Origin of the sequence: Oligoflexus sp., assembly GCF_035638955.1 — a bacterium.
GTDB lineage: Bacteria > Bdellovibrionota_B > Oligoflexia > Oligoflexales > Oligoflexaceae > Oligoflexus.
On record NZ_DASQYZ010000473.1, the window covers coordinates 13,663 to 31,675 of the forward strand.

General features: G+C 52.3%; 16 protein-coding genes, 1 tRNA gene and 1 riboswitch. Of the genes, 10 read left to right on the forward strand and 7 right to left on the reverse strand.

Annotated elements, in window-relative coordinates:
- Window positions 1–690: 690 nt before the first annotated feature.
- Together VE954_RS38635 and VE954_RS38640 are read left to right on the forward strand one after the other, a co-directional pair.
- A complete protein-coding gene (locus tag VE954_RS38635) occupies window positions 691–1,041 on the forward strand; it encodes a DMT family protein (RefSeq protein WP_324963256.1) in 351 nt (116 codons plus the stop codon).
- Between the two features lie 230 nt (window positions 1,042–1,271).
- The gene (locus VE954_RS38640; RefSeq protein ID WP_324963258.1) at window positions 1,272–1,937 is read left to right on the forward strand and encodes an outer membrane beta-barrel protein; all 666 of its coding nucleotides are present in this window, start codon (window positions 1,272–1,274) and stop codon (window positions 1,935–1,937) included.
- A gap of 189 nt (window positions 1,938–2,126) precedes the next feature.
- Here the strand turns inward: VE954_RS38640 and VE954_RS38645 are convergent, their stop codons facing one another.
- Window positions 2,127–3,227, reverse strand: a complete 1,101-nt coding sequence (locus tag VE954_RS38645) for a DUF2225 domain-containing protein (RefSeq protein ID WP_324963260.1) — start codon at window positions 3,225–3,227, stop codon at window positions 2,127–2,129.
- 169 nt (window positions 3,228–3,396) lie between these two features.
- Here VE954_RS38645 and VE954_RS38650 point away from each other — a divergent pair, with 169 nt between their 5' ends.
- Together VE954_RS38650 and htpG are read left to right on the forward strand one after the other, a co-directional pair.
- The gene (locus tag VE954_RS38650) at window positions 3,397–3,663 is read left to right on the forward strand and encodes a hypothetical protein (RefSeq protein ID WP_324963262.1); all 267 of its coding nucleotides are present in this window, start codon (window positions 3,397–3,399) and stop codon (window positions 3,661–3,663) included.
- Between the two features lie 143 nt (window positions 3,664–3,806).
- On the forward strand, window positions 3,807–5,723 hold the full coding sequence (gene htpG / locus VE954_RS38655; protein WP_324963264.1) for a molecular chaperone HtpG: 1,917 nt from the start codon (window positions 3,807–3,809) through the stop codon (window positions 5,721–5,723).
- Window positions 5,724–6,062: 339 nt separating this feature from the next.
- On the opposite strand, the gene VE954_RS38660 is transcribed toward htpG, so the two are convergent.
- The 4 genes from VE954_RS38660 to VE954_RS38675 form a co-directional block, all read right to left on the reverse strand.
- Window positions 6,063–7,430 carry an ATP-binding protein gene (locus VE954_RS38660; RefSeq protein ID WP_324963266.1) on the reverse strand — a complete coding sequence of 456 codons (1,368 nt, stop codon included), beginning with the start codon at window positions 7,428–7,430 and terminating at the stop codon, window positions 6,063–6,065.
- Window positions 7,427–8,494, reverse strand: a complete 1,068-nt coding sequence (locus VE954_RS38665; protein ID WP_324963268.1) for a hypothetical protein — start codon at window positions 8,492–8,494, stop codon at window positions 7,427–7,429. The genes VE954_RS38660 and VE954_RS38665 overlap by 4 nt, the downstream gene beginning before the upstream one ends.
- Window positions 8,495–8,507: 13 nt before the next feature.
- Window positions 8,508–8,792 (reverse strand): hypothetical protein, encoded by a 285-nt coding sequence (locus VE954_RS38670; RefSeq protein WP_324963270.1) that lies wholly within the window; start codon window positions 8,790–8,792, stop codon window positions 8,508–8,510.
- Between the two features lie 20 nt (window positions 8,793–8,812).
- Window positions 8,813–9,006, reverse strand: a riboswitch (cobalamin riboswitch).
- A gap of 551 nt (window positions 9,007–9,557) precedes the next feature.
- A tRNA-Gly gene (locus VE954_RS38675) sits at window positions 9,558–9,634 on the reverse strand.
- Window positions 9,635–9,711: 77 nt separating this feature from the next.
- On the opposite strand from VE954_RS38675, the gene VE954_RS38680 reads away from it, so the two are divergent.
- From VE954_RS38680 to VE954_RS38700, 5 genes are all read left to right on the forward strand, one after another.
- Window positions 9,712–10,302, forward strand: coding sequence for a hypothetical protein (locus VE954_RS38680; protein ID WP_324963272.1), 591 nt, complete (start codon window positions 9,712–9,714; stop codon window positions 10,300–10,302).
- 72 nt (window positions 10,303–10,374) lie between these two features.
- Window positions 10,375–11,001, forward strand: a complete 627-nt coding sequence (locus tag VE954_RS38685) for a MotA/TolQ/ExbB proton channel family protein (RefSeq protein ID WP_324963274.1) — start codon at window positions 10,375–10,377, stop codon at window positions 10,999–11,001.
- Window positions 11,002–11,010: 9 nt separating this feature from the next.
- A complete protein-coding gene (locus VE954_RS38690; protein WP_324963276.1) occupies window positions 11,011–11,424 on the forward strand; it encodes a biopolymer transporter ExbD in 414 nt (137 codons plus the stop codon).
- A 163-nt stretch (window positions 11,425–11,587) separates the two neighbouring features.
- Window positions 11,588–13,024: a glutamate-cysteine ligase family protein gene (locus VE954_RS38695; protein ID WP_324963278.1), complete on the forward strand. Its 1,437-nt coding sequence runs from the start codon at window positions 11,588–11,590 to the stop codon at window positions 13,022–13,024.
- Window positions 13,025–13,097: 73 nt separating this feature from the next.
- The gene (locus tag VE954_RS38700) at window positions 13,098–16,172 is read left to right on the forward strand and encodes an NAD-glutamate dehydrogenase domain-containing protein (protein ID WP_324963280.1); all 3,075 of its coding nucleotides are present in this window, start codon (window positions 13,098–13,100) and stop codon (window positions 16,170–16,172) included.
- A 229-nt stretch (window positions 16,173–16,401) separates the two neighbouring features.
- Here the strand turns inward: VE954_RS38700 and VE954_RS38705 are convergent, their stop codons facing one another.
- Window positions 16,402–17,160, reverse strand: coding sequence for a substrate-binding periplasmic protein (locus VE954_RS38705; RefSeq protein ID WP_324963282.1), 759 nt, complete (start codon window positions 17,158–17,160; stop codon window positions 16,402–16,404).
- 198 nt (window positions 17,161–17,358) lie between these two features.
- Between VE954_RS38705 and VE954_RS38710 the strand changes: the two genes are divergently transcribed.
- On the forward strand, window positions 17,359–17,865 hold the full coding sequence (locus VE954_RS38710) for a hypothetical protein (protein WP_324963284.1): 507 nt from the start codon (window positions 17,359–17,361) through the stop codon (window positions 17,863–17,865).
- A 40-nt stretch (window positions 17,866–17,905) separates the two neighbouring features.
- Here VE954_RS38710 and VE954_RS38715 read toward each other — a convergent pair.
- The coding region (locus VE954_RS38715; protein ID WP_324962934.1) for a transposase at window positions 17,906–18,013 on the reverse strand (108 nt) is incomplete at its 5' end.

Consider the following 18,013-nt stretch of genomic DNA (forward strand, 5'->3'; position numbering starts at 1 on the left):
TTCAATACGGGGTGTGGCTTTATTCCGATCACAGGCCAATGGCGACCTGCTTAGAATATCGGCAAGAAACTTATCGAGTTGGTCACACAGAGTGTTAACGGGGAGAACTCTGGAATGTCTGAAAGCGAGAGGATTTCGTCATGTCCTGATTCGAATGGTTTGGTTCCCTATTGTGGAAAATTTTCATTTTGTGTTCATCTCGCGATTTTGAGCATTGAATTCACCGCCGTTGCGAAGAAGCAGCGACAGGTTTCGAGTGTCATTCCAACTGCAAATGGATCTCACTCTGTGGCCCAGAGTGTGGCGAGTTGCTGGACAGAACCCGGCTGAAGCTCCTGACTGATCCGGCTTTCATACAGATTGAAGTTGGCCAGAGATGATCGCGTTGCATTCAGTCTGCTTTGGCGCGAAGCTATCAGGACAGGGTCGAAACCCGGAAAACTTTGATATGGCAGCGTTTCTGGATGTTCTTCATCGCCTTTGAATCAGAAGCGGGGGTGTATCTTTCCCATGAGACAGATCCAGCATGCCTGCTCCAGGGATCCGGCAAGGATCCAAACTATAATGATGATCACAACGCACTTCATGAGCGTGATGTGCGGGAAACCTGTCAACCTTAAATAAAAATCCTTGGTCATCTCAACAATTTTCGGCACAATACCAGATATCCTATGTCACCTGGAGCTCGTGATGCTAAAGACTTTGGGGCTGCTGCTTCTGTCCAATATCTTTATGACCTTTGCCTGGTACGGTCATTTAAAGACTATGGGTCACAAGCCCTTATATGTGGCGATCCTGGTGAGTTGGGGGATTGCATTTTTTGAATACTGTCTGCAGGTTCCTGCCAATCGCACGGGCATTCAATTTTTTAGTCTGGCCCAGCTGAAAATCATTCAAGAAGTGATTACGCTTGTGGTTTTCGTAGTCTTTTCGATTTTTTATATGAAGGAAAAACCCCAGCTTAGTCTTCTCTGGGCTGGACTCTGCCTCATCGGTGCCGTCTATTTTATTTTTCGTGACGGATCCGGTGCGACTCACTAAGTCGTGAAACGTAACGTGGCTGATACAGCTGTTATGAAATCTGCTTCACCCCATACCTATGATGCTGCGCGTTTGCTACGTCAAACTATTCAGATTAGACACTCTTTACCCACAAATGACTCATTTTACGCCATTCGGCGATCCGTGAAAGCTGGCCTGCGGCTTGCATTGACAATTGTGAACCCAGGGCTTAAATGGGTCGAATTAGCATCATGAAAGGTAGAACATTTATGAAGACAACTCTGCTTTCTCTCGTTGGACTTGTGGCTTTGACCTCTGCTCCTGTATTTGCCGATGTCGGCCAGGTTAAGGCTCTGATTTTCACATCTCAGTCGCAACTGAACATTGATGGTTTGGAAGCACGTGGCGGTAGTGTTACTGCGGGTGGCGACTTTACTGCTGATCAGGCAGAAGGCGACAAACTGAACTCGATCGGTGGCGGCGTTGCTTTCGAAGTGCGTCTGGCCAACCAGATGTACCTGGGGACTCAAGTCGGTTACATCAATTATGATGGTGAAGACGAGCAAGGCGGTTATTCTGATCTTGTCGCCAGTGGTTATGGCGCTCTGGACTTCTGGAGCAACGACGTGGCTGGCGTCTACGGAAAGGCTGGTCTTTCCTATCACCGCTTGACGCTTGAGAACTTTAACAATGGCGCCCTTAAAGTTGAAGGCGACGCTGCTAACCTCGGTAACTACGATGCCGGTGTCGGCGCTCGTTGGAAGCTGAACTACGCAACCACACTGGGTCTGGAATATAAATATACCGATACTTTTGCTCGCAGTGACGTTGATCTCGACGTTGAAGGTGCTGGCGTGTCTTACAGCGGTCTGAAGTATAAAGACATTGGTATCACCAACAATGAAGCTCAAGCTTCGCTTGGCTTTGTATTCTAATAGCACACTCCTGAGAACTGTTCACGCGAACTTCCCTGTGATTGACAACCCGGGTTTCCAACCAGCCCGGGTTTTTTCAGGATCCTTGAATTGGAACGTGGGCGCATACCCAGAATCTCTTGTTTGGTTATGCCTACCCATGCTTCATATTTTCAAGTCGTGGCGATCTATGCTCATGCCAGGAATTCATCATCCCGATTTCAGCATACCCAGCAGGCCTTTTTTCTTCTCCTTGGGTAATGCCTTGTTGATGACCTTGTCGGAATACCCGGCCTTTTTCAGAATCTGCAATTTTTCATCGTAGCTCCGATCAGGATACTGACTGAGCAAATCCAGAGCGGCCTTACCCTGGCGTTCAAGTATGGTGAGCTCGATCTTGTCGTAAATCAGTTCCACCTGACCCAGGAGTGCCATAGCCTTGCCATGAGCCGTTTCCATATCCTGCACATCACTGGATGAAAAATTACTATCATCCCCGCGCTTCTTTTTAATCAAGCCTTCGTAGTACTTCACACGCGCTTTGCATTCCACGATAGCTTTTTTGGCTTCAGCCAACTGGCTTAATTTCATATGGATGCGGGCTATGATCAAACGAACGTTCACTTCCTGCAGGATCGTGTTCACCGCTCCGGAGTTGGTTAACGCCAATTGATAAAAGCTCAGAGCCTTTTCCAGCGTGGCGGATTCGCCCGGTGCAAATTGCGGCCAAAGCTTGCGTAACGCCGATAGGAGGCTCTGGGCTTCCTGCTTGATCAGGGGTGACTTGGTCAGGCCGTGCTTTAGATCATGGAGCATCCAGCCGAGCCGTAAATAGTAGGACGCCAGCTGAATGCACTCGCCTTTGGCGACCTCTTCGACCTGCTCCCATTGAAAACAGGCTAAAAGATTCAGCTTCAGACCGCTGATAAAGACCGATTTCTCCTGGGTGGAATCAAAGATCAGCAGCTGATGGACGTCCTTGGACGCCGGGTGCAGAGCCTGACCCTTTTGATACTGCTTGCGGTATCGGGTTGTACTCAAATTGCCGTCTTTAAAAGGATGCTGAAAAAAAAGATAGTCAGCGGTAAAAAAGCAGTAGGGACATTGCCAGAAGTAAAAAAGTTTGGGATCGACGCGGGGCGCGACTTTTTTTGACCAAAGCACGGTGACGGGACGCATATCGATATCGCGTTTCGTCTCACTAAAGAGCGTCGCTTTAAGCCGGCTAAACTGCGCTTCTTTTTCGCAAATGACGCAGCGGGCCTGGACGGTTTGAAAGGGGCTGATCCCCGCTTCAGGGCTGGGACTCATGGATTTCTCACTGGCAATGAGTTAATCAGGTATTGTGGCGTCTTGGGTGCGCCAGCCTCTCTGTTATTGTATGTTAGAGTGGCTTGTTTTGTGCAGGATCCGGGAGGCGGTTCATACATTTTGTGAATCGATCGACCTCCCTGCTGCTGTTCAACTTCTGGAGATGATAATGGAAAATGCCGATCTTAACCCGCACGCCAGCGTGCTTTCTCGCAGTGCCCTGCACTCTTATATTACCGGACCGGCAAGCCCAACGCCGCTGCCCAAAAGTGCCTTCAACCCGTACCGTAAACGATCAGCATTATTGAATATTGTCAGTCTGGAAGCGGCTGAAGAGGCCCTGCAGAAGTCCATTGAAAAAGAGCAGGTCGACCCCGAGGTGCTTAGCCTCCCGGAGCCCACGCGTACCTTGACCGGAGCCGCCGCGGCCACCTGATATGTCATTATTGTGACAGTCAGGCCCCTGGCTGTCACCCCCTGCCTGCATTTTACCTTCCCGCTCTTGACAGCTGCAAAACAAAGCTCATGGTGTTATACGAGAAGTTTACGACTTTTTTGACTCAACATGAGGAGCGGTTCATGGCAAAAGAAACACGTGCGTTTCAAGCCGAAGTCAAACAAATCCTGGACCTTATGGTTCACTCGCTCTATTCCCATCGGGAAATATTTCTGCGCGAGTTGATTTCGAATGCTTCCGACGCGCTGGATAAACTTCGTTTCGAAGAACTTTCCCATTCGGAATGGAAAGGATCAGACGAGGAAAAGCATATCCGTCTTGTTGCCGACAAGGAAAAGCGGACGCTCACCGTCATCGATAACGGCATCGGGATGACCCACGATGAAGTTCTCAAGAACATCGGGACGATCGCGCATTCCGGCACCAAGGAATTCCTGAAAAAGCAAAAGGAAGTCAAAGACAGACCCGAGCTGATTGGTCAGTTTGGTGTTGGCTTCTATTCCTCGTTTATGGTGGCCGATCGCGTCACCGTTCATACCTGCAAGGCAGGGACTGAGGAAGGCACACTCTGGGAAAGCACAGGGGACGGCTCCTTTACCGTCGACAGCGCCCCGCGTTCGGAAGGTCACGGCACCACCATTACCCTGCATATGAAAAAGTTTGAAGACGATGATAATTCTGTGGAAGATTTCACGGATGAATGGGTGCTGCGCCGGATTGTGAAAAAATATTCCGACTTCATCGCCTGGCCTATTAAAATGAAGGTCTCGCGTGAAGAGGACGAGGTCGATGCCGAAGGCAAGCCGGTCGAAGGCAAGACCAAAACAGTGGAAGAGGATGAAGTCCTGAACAGCCGCAAAGCCATATGGTTGCGGTCTGCGAGCGAAGTCAGCGAAGACGAATACAAGGAATTCTATAAGCACGTGGCGCATGACTGGAGTGATCCCTTTGATCGCATCCACTATCGTGCGGAAGGCAGCCAGGAATTTACCGCCCTGATGTTTATCCCCAGCGTGGTCCCGATGGATTACAACTACCGGGACACCAAGTGGGGCCTTTCCCTGTATGTGCACCGCGTGTTCATCATGGATCATTGCGATGATCTCGTACCGGCCTATCTGCGCTTTATGCGCGGCGTCATCGATAGCTCGGATCTGTCCCTGAACGTGTCGCGTGAAATTCTGCAAAAGGACCGCCAGGTCCAGGCCATTAAAAAGGCTGTGGTAGCCAAGGTGCTGAAGCACTTGCAGGCCATGATGGACGGCGAGCGGGATCGTTATGAGACCTTCTGGAAAAACTTCGGCTCCACGCTGAAGGAAGGCATCACCAACGATTTCTCCAACAAGGAAAAAATCGAAGAGCTGAGCCTCTTCCATAGCACGCATTCGGAAAAGCTGACCAGCCTGGCGGAATACGTGGGCCGGATGAAAAAAGAGCAGAAAGAAATCTATTTCATCACCGGTGACTCACTCAAGACGCTGCAAAACAGCCCCTATCTGGAACGCTTGAAGGCCAAAGGCTTTGAAGTCCTTTACTGTATCGATCCTGTCGATGAATGGGTCATGCAGTCGATTTCCAAGTACCAGGACAAGCATCTGCGTTCCATCACCAAGGAAGGCCTTGACCTTGATACCGAGGAAGAAAAGAAGAAATCGGACGAGGAAGTGAAAGCCAAGGAGGAGGAATTCAAGACCCTGATCAACACCATTCAGGGTGCCGTGGCTGAGAAGGTCAGGGAAGTGAAGATCTCCACCAGGCTGGTGGATTCCCCGTGCTGCCTGGTGTCGGGAGCTTACGATCCGTCAGCTCGCATGGCGCGCATGATGGAATCGATGGGCCAGTCGATGCCCCAGCAAAAACGTATCATGGAAATCAATCCGAACCATCCGGTCTTTGGCCGTATGAAGGATCTGCCTGAAAATACCCAGAAAGAATGGGCGGAAATCCTTTATAACCAGGCCCTGCTGACCGAAGGCTCACCGATTGAAGATCCAATGCGCTTCAGCCGTCAGATCGCCAACCTCATGACTCATATGTAAAAGCCGGGGGCCTTGGAGCCCCCGTTGTACGCCCCTCCGAAGCGCGACATCAACCTTGCATGTCGCGCCGAGCAAGCCCTAAGAAATTTTTCATGATCGATTATGCCGTTCACGGAAGATTTTATCCGTCGGGTGTCCGCAACAAACCCCCTTTTTTTACCCATTTGCCTTCGCATTCGTGGAAATAATTCTCCCGACTCGATAAGTTAAAGCTACAGATTTCGAAGGGGCATTACATGCACGGAGACGATCACGTCCGACCTCTCAAGAAGTTTTCAGCGATTGCACTTGTTTTGTTTTTGGGGGTTTCGTTCCACACGCTGTGTTGGTCGAGTTTATTCAGCCGTGATGGAGTGGTGGAGCGTCCTGCCGCGGCCATCTCCTGCCCATGTCCGGTGGATCAACGCTTTGATGTAACAAGTCTGTCGGCCTCGCTGGATCAGAAAAAATGCGAGAACGCGGCGCCAGAAACTTTGGTTTCAGCTCGTTAAGGCTGTCGCTCGCCTGTCCTATGGCACGCTGCTCCTCAATGGACGCGGCATAGTGAAGTGCTGTGTTGACGTGAGCCGCCTTCACGATGGTTTCACCCTGCTGTGCAGCCAGATCCCCAGCTGTGCGCACAAGTCCACCGAGCTCGCGCAGTCGGGTGGTTAAACGATCCTTGCCCCCGGCCCGAAGTCGGGCTTCATGAATGATGGCTTCGACCGCCTCGGCGGTAAAATGGGGAATGCGTCCATCCTTTTTCACTTCCTGAGCCACAAAACGCTCCAGATCATGACGATGCTGGAGAGTGTCGGACATCGTGCTGGCCGTGAGCACTTCAAATCCATAACCCAAAATACGAGAGCGCAGGGCTGGAGTGATTTGCGCCAGATCCTCGACATTGCCGGCTGCTACCAGCACAAAGTCACAGGGAACGGGTTCGCTTTGAATAAGCGTGCCGCTGGATCCACTTTGTCGACCCGTGATAGGCAGCGCCTTATCCTGGATCGCAGTGAGCAAAAGCTTTTGCGCGTCCGCACTCAAACTGCCAATCTCGTCAATATACAGAACACCGCCGTGAGCGCGATGCACAGCACCAGGTTCCACCAGTTCATGTGGAGGGCTTTCCACGCCTCCGGATTGATAAGGATCATGCCGAACATCGCCAAACAGGGCTCCTTCGCTGCATGCCGTCGCATCGATAAAAGGCGCATGCAGATCGCCGCGCTCGACCAGAATTTTTAAGGTGCGGTGCCTGGCAGCTGGCCCTTTCTTGAGCCGCCAGAGCCAGATCAGTGCCAAGCCCCCCGCAAGTCCCAAACCATAAGCCTTGTCGCGTGCCGTCAGCCAGCCGCAAACGAGAATGATGCCCAGAGCCGTCAGGCCCAAAAGATAATTGTGACTGAAATGCTCCTGGCGCTTTTTTTGGACAAGGCGGCGCTGCCCCGCTTCAAGCTCAGCCCGAGGGCGACATACGATGCGCGGACAGATGGGATTTTCGGGATTGGCGACGCTTGCCACACAATGGGCCGCGGTGGGGGGAAGAAGTTCAGCGATAGCGCGTCCCAGAAGACTTTTGCCAGTTCCCGGTTCACCGATGAAAAGGACAAACCGCCTCTGCCGCGCTGCCAGGCGCACGACGTCGACGGCCCGTTCCTGACCTATGATCTGGTCAATGAGCAGAGCCGGCAACTCCAGGTCGGCGGTGGACGCGTCTTCTTTCAAATAAGTCCTCTCTCTTTCCGAGCAAAAAACCTGCCGACCACAAGGCCGAGGATCAGAGCCAGGGTGGTCCAGGCCGTGAGGAAGCCAAAGGATTTCAGCACGGATCGCGTCGGAGGCGAGACGCTTGCCACGCTCACATCCAGTTGCGCGTTGGCCGACTTGCCTTCGCTCCACGATGAGGCTAAAGGAATCGCTTCCACTGTGATGCGATGTTCGGAGCCATCATAAAACTGGCCTTGCCACTGCACAAAACCATCAGGTGCGATCATCTCGGTGCTGAAAACTTCCGTCCCGTGTTCGAGCTGCACGACCTGCAAGCGGAAACGTGCGGGCTGCTGTCGACCCTGTGTATCGATATAACGAGCGTTGAGGCTGGACAGTTCGCCGACACGGGGCTGCTCCGTGAGCAATTGCACATCGAGACTGCCGCTTTCACCTGGTATCGATGTTTGTGATGCTGGTTTGGATGCGTGCGCTGGTCCGTGATCGGGACCATGGGCTTTGAGGGGCACGGCTTGCCAGCAGACAAGGACGAGGAGGATGAGAGTCGAAGGAACGGGACTGCGGCCCAGGACATAACCTGTCACGCTTCCCACCACGACCAGGATGAAAAGCAGGAGGGCCAGATTGCGTTTTTTATCCGGGTTCTCAGTGATTTCAGTTTGCCATTGCTGTTCAGCAGGCGCGAAGCTGGTGTCGCCTGGTAAAGGGGTGACGGAAGCTTTCAAGGTGTAAACGCCGCGAATGGGCGGCACGTATCGGAATTTGTATTCCCCTTGATCCAGCTGAACATCGGTATCAAGGAGCGAGGTGCCTTCGACGACCGGAAAATCTGTGGAAGCCAGCCACGGCGTGTCGGGCGCCTGCAACTGCACATGAAGTCGAGCACGCGGGATGGGGGTTCCGTTGGATTGATGGACGGAAATTCGAAAATCCAAGGTGTCGTGCTGGGGATGGACATTCATTGTATCAGGATCAGTCTGCATTTTAAGGACAGCCGGGGCTGCCGCCTGGATGCCGCCTGTTATCATCAAAAGAAAAAATGAGAGCAGGGCGTGTTTCATGCGTCACCGCCTTTCAATGGCAAGGGATGAGCATGAGACCGTGTCTCAGCTCGTGAAAATAATCGTGAACCAAGGGTGTGGTCGTGAAAAACATCGTGTAGAGAACGATGCTGACGATGGCCAGCGTGATCAAGGATTTGTGCAGGACATTGATTTTCAGACGACGCGTAATACGCAGGTGACGACGAGCCTGAGTGTAGATGGTCGGCATGAACCTTCCTTCCCCCTGATGGTTGGAGATCACGGCAAACGGGGGGGAATAGAAGACATCACGGCTCACGCCGATGCGCTTCAACATTCCCATTCACCCGGGGACTGTCGAATCTCATGGCGCAGGCAGGTCTTCTGGCTTGTGGGTTCCAGCCTTTTGGCCGGTTCTGGATCCCCTTCCCCGATCTTGATCGAGTGGATTGGATCCAGCATAGTCCCATCTTACAGCGGCGGGTCCGCGTCGGATTTTCACCGACTTCCCTTTTCATTCCTGGAGGAAACCTTGCGCATTGCGTGGCTTTTAAAGCACCCAGCCCCTTCGGTGTCAACCCCAAACACAAGGCAGGCGTGTGCAAAATTTTTCACAAATGGAAGCCATGAGCCCATCCACTACCGGGGCGTAGGAGTTCATGAAGTCCAGGCAGGAGTTGAAGGCATTTTACGATATTGAATTATTTCAATAGGTTATTCGGATGTCTGAGCAGGCTGCGAGTGCCCAAGGATTGGTCGTTGACGCCCAAGGATTGGACAAAGCATGTGCAGGAAAAAGCTAAATATACGGAATCTGGTGGGCTCGCGACCCGCCAAACCCTGGCCCACGCCTTGCATTATAGACTATGTCAACTGAAGCATGTATCCCATACCCAATCCTTTGCCTGCAAAAGCCGTGGACTCTTTGAGTCCGCGGATTTTTTTTTGCCTGCATCCAGAGGATGGCGGTCGGGGTGCGGAGTCCGCGGGTGCCTTGACCCGTAAACCGTCCCAAAACGACAACAAACCGCGAAAGGCAGCTTTTGCCCGCGTCTGTTTTCTCAATTCACGATAGAGTGGATTATGAAATATCTGAAGATCATGGAGCGGGTGAAGGGACTCGAACCCTCGACCTGCGCGATGGCAACGCGCCGCTCTAGCCAACTGAGCTACACCCGCTTTCTCTGAAAGATTCCAAGATCTCTCGAGGTGAGGTGTTTGTTTACGGAACCAGGCGTTTCTTGTCAAGGAATGTTGTGAGAAATTTTCAGGAAATGTTTCAAACGCTTAAACCCCTGATCAGCTGGCGCACTTGGTTGCGACGCGAAAAAGGGACGAACAGTAGCGCTCAAAAGCGCCAGGCCCAAGCCGTTCACGCAGCTGAAAAACGTCATCGTCTGACTCTCGGTCGTCCTGAACGCCGTAGCCCAATGGAATGGACACCGGTCGCGGACAACCGCCTTGTGCGTCGGACCTTTAACCAGTTTCGTGAACTCATGTACTCGTGTAACCGGCGCACCAAGCATCAGGCCGGGGATACACCTCGCGCTCTGTGGGAAGCCGGCAAACTGGCCGGTGATCGGGCGTATTTCTTTCTGCAACCCTGGAATGATCGAGGCTATCTCTTCGAAGAAACCCCGCGAGGCTGGGTGGTAGCCCGCGCCGAGAAAATAGCGACCCAGTCGCAATTTATGCGGGACCGACTGGCTTGGGATCACGTGATTTTGCACGAGGCGACCGATCGGCCCGGCCTTTTGCGCGTGAGCTCCGAGCAAATGGGCGAGGGAATTGTGAGTCTGCGTCTTTACGAAGACTTTATGTCCCAGGCATTTCGATCAGAAGCTTGATGACACGATTGATGGACCTATGCCATATCTTGAAGAGAACAGGGTTCTCTCAGCGAAAGGAGTAGCGGTAAGATGGAATTTAACATCGTGGAAAAGTTGCTGGCAATCACTTCACTCGGCAGCGAATGGGTGCTGTGGCTCCTCTTGGCTTTGAGCGTCACCTCGCTTGGAGTCATCGTGGAGCGATTGATTTACTACGCCCGCATCCGCCTCGATTTCGTGCATTTTTCGCGTGAGGTCACCCGTCGTCTGCTCGAAGATGATATCGACGGCATCAAAGGCATGTGCAGCACCAGCGCCTCCATCGAGTCGCAAACGATCCTGCGCGGCCTCGAATACAGGGAAAAAGGCGTGGGCGCCATGGAACAAAGCATGACCGGCTTTCTGTTTGGTGAAAAACAAAAGCTCGATCATGGTCTGGTCATCCTCGGTACCCTCGGTTCCAACGCACCTTTTATCGGTCTCTTCGGAACGGTTATCGGTATTATCCAGGCTTTTGACAACCTCGCTTCGAATCCTGCCGGTGGTCCATCGGTGGTGATGGCCGGTATCTCGGAAGCTCTGATTGCGACCGCTGTCGGCCTGATGGTGGCGATACCTGCTGTGATCGCCTTCAACGGTTTTCAACGCGTGGTTCGTCGCAAGCTTTCCAATGCTGAGGCGATGAAAAGTCTGGTCGTCGCCCACTTCAACAAATAAAGGAACGCCATGGGTAGCAGCGTCAGCAATAACGACGACGAAGGCATTAATGATATCAACGTGACTCCACTCGTTGACGTGATGCTCGTACTCCTGATTATCTTTATGGTCACCGCCAACTACATTACCAACCAGGCCATCAACCTGGAACTGCCCAAGGCGGCGACCGGCCAGGATACAGGCGCGACCAACCTCGGCTTCAGTATCGACAAGGATGCCAAGCTGTTTTTGGATGGCAAGCCGGTCACGTATGAAGAACTGCCGCAAATTATCGCGGCGCGTAAAAAAGAAAAACCCGATGTGCAAGCCCTTATTTCGGCCGATGTCAAGACACCACACGGTGATGTGGTGAAGCTCATCGACACCGTCCGGCGCAACGGAATTTTGAATTTCGCGATCAATGTTGAAGTGGAAGCGCAGTAACAGCTTTCAGCTGAGCTAAAAAGCGCCACGGACCTGTTCCGGCGGCGCTTTTGTTACAAAAGGCAGGCCCGTGGGAGCGGACTATTGTGCAGCTTAACACTGCTGGGGTATAACCGGGCCTACGACGAAGGTGGACTGGTCATACTGGAGAAAGAGGTCAAGCATGGCGGATCAGAAGCAGGAAACCTTAAATGCTGAGGCCTGCTACGAGCACGTTTATCATAAAATCTTTCCGCTGCGTCCTGCGGACTACTGCACGAAATATCCAAAGTGGCCAGGCCTCGTGGGCCTGGAAGTGGAAATGCTGCCACTCTGGACGAAATCCTTGGGCCAGAGCAAGCCCGAGACTGTTCCACTGTTTGACTACGGCGGCCTGGTGTCGGCCCTGGAAGGTCTGAAAGCCTCGCAGTCAGTCTGGCGATATAATTACCAGCCTGATGATCCTACGCATCTTCTGACCATAAGTCTCGACGACTCCGACATGATCAGCTTTGAGCCCGGTGGCCAATTGGAATTTTCGACCCGGCCCTATCCCTGTCTTTCCGAGGCGATTCAACGCATGGAAAGCATTCAGGGCATTTTGGACGAGGCCATGCATAAGCAGGACATCAGCATTATCCAGGTCGGACTCAATCCCTGGCGGACCGTGGATGAAATCGGTCTGCAGATGACCAAGCCGCGGTATCGGGCGATGGACGCTTACTTTACCAATCACAATGAGTTTGGTCGGCGCATGATGCGGCAGACCTGTACGATTCAGGTCAACCTGGATTTTGGCGGCAACGATGAAGTGCTGGCCAAACGTTACCTCCTGGCCAATCTTCTGGCTCCATTTGCAACCGCGACGTTTGCCAACTCCCCATTTCTGGATGGCAAGGTCAACGGCTACCTGAGCAATCGCGCACGCATCTGGCAGAATATGGATGATTCACGCACAGGCTTTCCGTATTTGGAAGGCATCGTGAAATCCATGAATCGCAAAGCCTGCGTGCAAACGTATTACGATTACGTCATGGATGGTCGGGTCGTTTTCGCAGAAGCGCTGAATTATAAGGTCATCGATGGCAAGATCCGGTTCAAGGATTGGGTCGAGCATGGCATCGATGGTGTGAAGCCCACCTTAAAAGATTTGCAGACGCATCTCTCGCTGCAATTTCCGGAAGTGCGGGCCCGAGGTTTTATGGAACTGCGTTCGCTGGATTGCCAAACCCGATTCTGGCAGGTGGCGCCGGCTGCATTTTATGTGGCTCTTCTTTACAACGATGCGGCCATGCATGCGGCTCTCGATCTGCTGCTGCCTCTGCGGCATCGGCTGCGGGAGTTCTGGCAATATTCCACCAAAGGTCTGCAAAACCCGGAAATGGCCCGGCTGTCGCGCGACATCATGCGCATCGCACGCAATGGATTTGGCGGTTTGCCGCCTTGTTTCCAAGGGGCCGACACTTCGCGTATATTTGAAGCTTACGCCGATTTTTATACCGAACGCGGTCGCACTCCGGCGGATGACCTTTTGCAGGCGCATGCCCAGGAAGGCGGCCTGACCGGAGCCAGCTTTGGTCGACTGGCCGAGCAGTGGCAAAAATTTCTCGATTCCAAATGAAGGATGACGGCGTTCAGCACAGGGAGCGCCGCCTGAAAATAGAAAATAATGGTGAACATTAGGGACCCGTTACATGAAAACATCATCAACAGAAAAAGTGAAGAAGCGGACCGACGGCGAGTTGAGTCTCGATTTCCAGGATAGTGTGGAGTCGCCCACCTATGCCCGGGAGATGTCCGGTGAGCAACTGGAACACTACATCGAGGATATCGCTGAAACGGTGCGGATCGGTTTGGATCACAGCATTTCGATCCTGACCCCGTGGTTTTTCAATGCCATGCCGCCGATCTATTATCAGACGACGCCACGGCAGGAAAAAGTCCGGCATCTGTCAGCGATCATTACGGGTCACGTCTTTGAAACCAAACAAACTGTTGAACTTTGGGATCGTGATCGTTCCAAGGTGACCTATATCGGGCCAGGCGGCGACCGCAAAATCTTGATCGATATGGCGACCCGCATCAAAGGCAATGACCTGAAGATGGGTGCGGTTTATTTCTCGCGCGACAAGCTCCTGTTCCTTTCGACCTTTATCTGCTCCAAGCATAAGCCTTTGGATCGCAGCAACAAGCATATTGCCGACAAGATCGAATACTCGCGCCAGATGATGCTGGAAGAGTTCGGGAGCGAAAAGGACGTCAATCGCTATCTGGATATCCTGGATAACGATCTGGTGACCTATGCGACCACCGCGCGTCTGTCGATCACCTATCGCATGGTGAAGCACATGATCGAGCATCAGGGTGCGCATACCATCCTGGATACGATCGATAATTCGACCAGTGCCCGACTGACTTTGGGTTTCAAGAATATTTCACCAGCCAATATGCTGGAACCCGTCTTGAATCTGATCCACCGCTATGATTTCAATGTGGGTCGCGCGTTCCTGGCCAAATTCGACGAGGGTTATAGCGAATCCATCACCGTCATGCATTTGATCCTGTCGCATGGAACGGGTGAAAAGGTGACTTCGGAAATGGTGCCGATGATTCAGTTGACCAAGGCGCTGCGAACGCTCGGTTGGGTGGATTACGATGACTTCAGCAAGTTCAGCGAAAGCCCTTTCGAATTCTCGATCAACGCCACCAACCTGATCCGCTCCTGGGCCAACTGGTGTCATATCTTCCTGAGCAAGCAGAATCCCTATGCTTTCAGTCTCTATAAGATCAATAACACCTTCTTTCAGCATCGCGAACTCCTGTCGACGCTGGTGAAGATGTTCCGCACCAAATTCGATCCGGCGTCACGTCAGGACTGGGAAAAAGTTTATGCCGGCCTGGAAGAAGAAGCCATCGACAAGATCGATGACATCATCGAGGAAGTCGACCGGAGCATCTTCCGCGAATGCATCAACTTCATCAGCAACTGCCAGAAGACCAACTACTTCCTGTCCACCAAGACCGGTCTGGCGTTCCGCATCAACCCGGAAGTGCTCGACAAGAAGTATTATGATCAGATGCCCTTCAGCATCTTCTATGTCATCGGCAAGGAATTCCGCTTCTTCCAAGTTCGCTGGAAAGACATTGCTCGTGGCGGCGTACGCGTGGTCATGCCGCGATCGGATGCGGACTATGATATGGCGCTGGCCGGACTCTTTGACGAAGTCTACGGTCTTTCCAACGCGCAGCAGCTGAAAAACAAGGATATTCCCGAAGGCGGATCCAAGGCTGTTCTGGTGCTCAAGCCAGGTGGTCACCGCGATCAGGCGGTCAAAGGGTCCATCAACGCCCTGCTTGACCTTCTGGTGGAAGAGGATGAATCGCACGAGACGGCCAAGCACAAGGTCGTGAGCTTCTATAACAAACCGGATATCATCTATCTGGGACCGGACGAGAACATCACCAACGAACTCATCGTTTGGATTCCGGAGCAGGCGCGGCGGCGTGGCTATCGCTATGCGGCAGCCTTCATGTCGTCCAAGCCAGGCGAAGGGATCAACCACAAGGAATTCGGTGTCACGTCGGAAGGTTTGAACGTCTATGTCGATAACGTTCTCGCCTACCTTGGCATTGAACCCGCGACCCAGAAATTCACAGTCAAAATCACCGGCGGTCCAGATGGTGACGTAGCCGGTAACGAGCTCAAGATTCTGCACCGCGAATATGGCGAGAACGCGCGCGTGGTGGCGGTGTCGGATGGCTACGGTGCGGCGCATGATCCTCAGGGTCTGGATTGGACCGAGCTTTTGCGTCTCTTCCATGAAGGCAAGTCCATCATGGAGTTCAATAAGGAAAAATTGAGCCGTGATCCCAGCTCGTTCGTTGTGCTCGCCAACAACAACGAGAACATTCGTATCCGCAACGAAGTCTATCGCAAAGTTTATGCGGACATCTTTATCCCAGCCGGTGGCCGTCCCTATTCAGTCAACGACAAGAACTGGGTGGACTTCTTCGGCAAGAACGGGCAGCCGAGTGTGCGGGCCATCGTGGAAGGCGCCAACATTTTCTTTACCAAGGAAGCCCGTCGCGGTCTGCAGGAAAAGGGCATCATTATCGTGAAGGATTCATCGGCGAACAAGACCGGTGTGATCTGTTCGTCGTATGAGATTATTGCGTCCCTGACGCTGAGCGCTCAGGAATTCCTTGATATCAAGACGGTCTATGTCTCGGAAGTGATCCAGATCCTGCGCAAGAAAGCCGATCAGGAAGCCAAGCTTCTGTTCCGTGAACTGTCCCAGGAAGAGAACCGCAATCTCGTCGATCTCTCGCTGCTCATTTCGAAGGAAATCAATCATCTGACCGACGTGCTGCTGGAAAAACTCTCGGAAAACATCGATAATGTGCTGAATGATGCTTTTTTCCAGGATATCGTGATTCGCCACTGCCCACCTGTGCTGGTGGAGAAGTATCGGGACCGTATTCTGGAGCGACTGCCTGATGCGCATAAGATTGCGATCATTTCGTCGTCGATCGCCAGTTATGTCATCTATAAGGAAGGTCTTGGCTGGATGCGCACGCTGCCCAAAGCCAGGCTCTTCGATGCCCTCATCGTCTATATGCAGAAGGACAAGCTGGCTACTCAGCTCATGGAATCCGTTATGGCCTCGGGCATTCTTGAGCGGGAGCAGATCAACGCGATCCTGGCCCGCAGTGCGGCTCGAAACCTGACCGATCTGGAAATCCAGCAGAAACTCATGCAAAGCACGTAATGGCTTCGTAATCACACCCAGAAAGCAAACGTCTTGATCAGAGACGTTTGTTCACCGTGAGAGATAAACTCCCTCACGGTTTGGGCGTGACTTGAAATTTAAGTGAGGTACCCGTAAAAAGAGCGAAGACAAAAGCCGTTAGGCTTTATGCACATTAGAATGTAGCATCTTCTCATTGCCGATGGATCATATATGGTCAATCGGTTTTCTTTTTTCCCCAATTTGCCGACTATTTCCAGTCTTTGAGACCATAGCGGGCCATGATGGTGTTCAGCTCACCTGATGCGCGCAGTTTGGCTATACCGCTTGTCAACAGGGCAGCATACTCCTTGGCTTTGGGATGTTGAGGCGAAAAGGCCATGAAGATTTCCTTGGCCTGGTCGCATCCAGCCACTTTCACGCCATCTGTGAGACCTCGGCCTTTCAACTCATAACCGATGACTGCCGAATCATCGAGGACCACTCCGATTCTATTGCTCAGAAGCTTCTTGATGTTGAGATCAAGGGCCGTATCACCGCTCACGTAATCTATTCTTTTGGGATTCCTGGCATTGGCCTTGATATAAGGGTCCAGCGTGTCGCCAAAGGAATAGCTCTTGACCACTCCTAATTTCATCGACTCCAACGATTTTACACCTTCATAGGTCCATTTTGAGTCGGCTTTTGTAAAAAAGCATGATTGCGAGGATCCAACCGCGACATCAGGATAAACAAAGTCAGGAGCGTCGGTTTTCAGACCGCCGACGATGGCCATGAATTTGCCTTGCCGCGTCTCTTCAACAGCTCGGGCCCAGTTGAGACTTTGATAATCAATCTTGTGACCAGCACGCTCAAAGACTGCCTTGGCGATGTCAATCATATAGCCCATTTTCTCTGAGCCCGGTTCGCAGTTGTAGGGGCAATAGGGATCGGCTCTTACAGAAATGACATCAGCATACCCGGACGAGGCCCCAAAGAGTCCCATGAACAGCATCAACCAGACTCGCATCACAAACCTCGAAACATGGCGTTAGAATTGGATATACAGGATAGCATGGCATCTTTATCGTAAGTTCGCAATATGGCTAGTGTAAGTATGTAATGGCGTGGGGCCGCTGGATTTTGGCTCGCGTTGAATACTGTCGAACTCTTTGATATTTTAGAGGTTAGTCATGAAGTGATCGGGAACCTGAAGGAAAAACCAACGATGAAGCGATGTCGCGTACTCCTCATGGCTGTCAGCTGCCTGCTGGCCTCTTGCGTAACCTCAGATCAAAGTGAGGCTTTGCCACCCCAAGGTGCCCTGCGTTGTGCGTATCTCGCCGAGACGATGGATTGGAAACAGGAAATCAGCGTGCTCAATCGCATCAGCGATCTCTTTCATAACGAATGCTTCGAGGAAACGATAAAAATAGCCAGCAAAGGTCGCGAAAGGTTTCGATACAAGCATTATTCGGTGACCAAGGAAGCCGCGGAATTTTTCCTGGCGGAAGGATCTGTCACGGATTACGTCCTCGAAAGCTACGAACGGGGCTACCTGAGTTTCCTGACGGCCGCCTCATTCATCAGACTCAAGCAAAAGAATGCAGCGAGCGTTGAGCTCAATCGCTTTTACAATGAAGAGGTCGCCTCGCTCTATCAGATTGTCGGCAAGTACTCCAGCCATAGCCCGTCCCGAGCCGGCGAGGAACCAGACGGGTTTGGCTGGTGGTGAAACAGGGCTGCCGTGATCCGAGCCAAGCGAGGTGAGCGGCCTATTCCGCTTCGGCCTGATTTTCAATGTATTGCTTGAGCACCGAAAGCGGCGCCCCTCCGACAGTCAAAAGGCAATAGGTCCTGCTCCAAAAGATCGGTTTCCCATA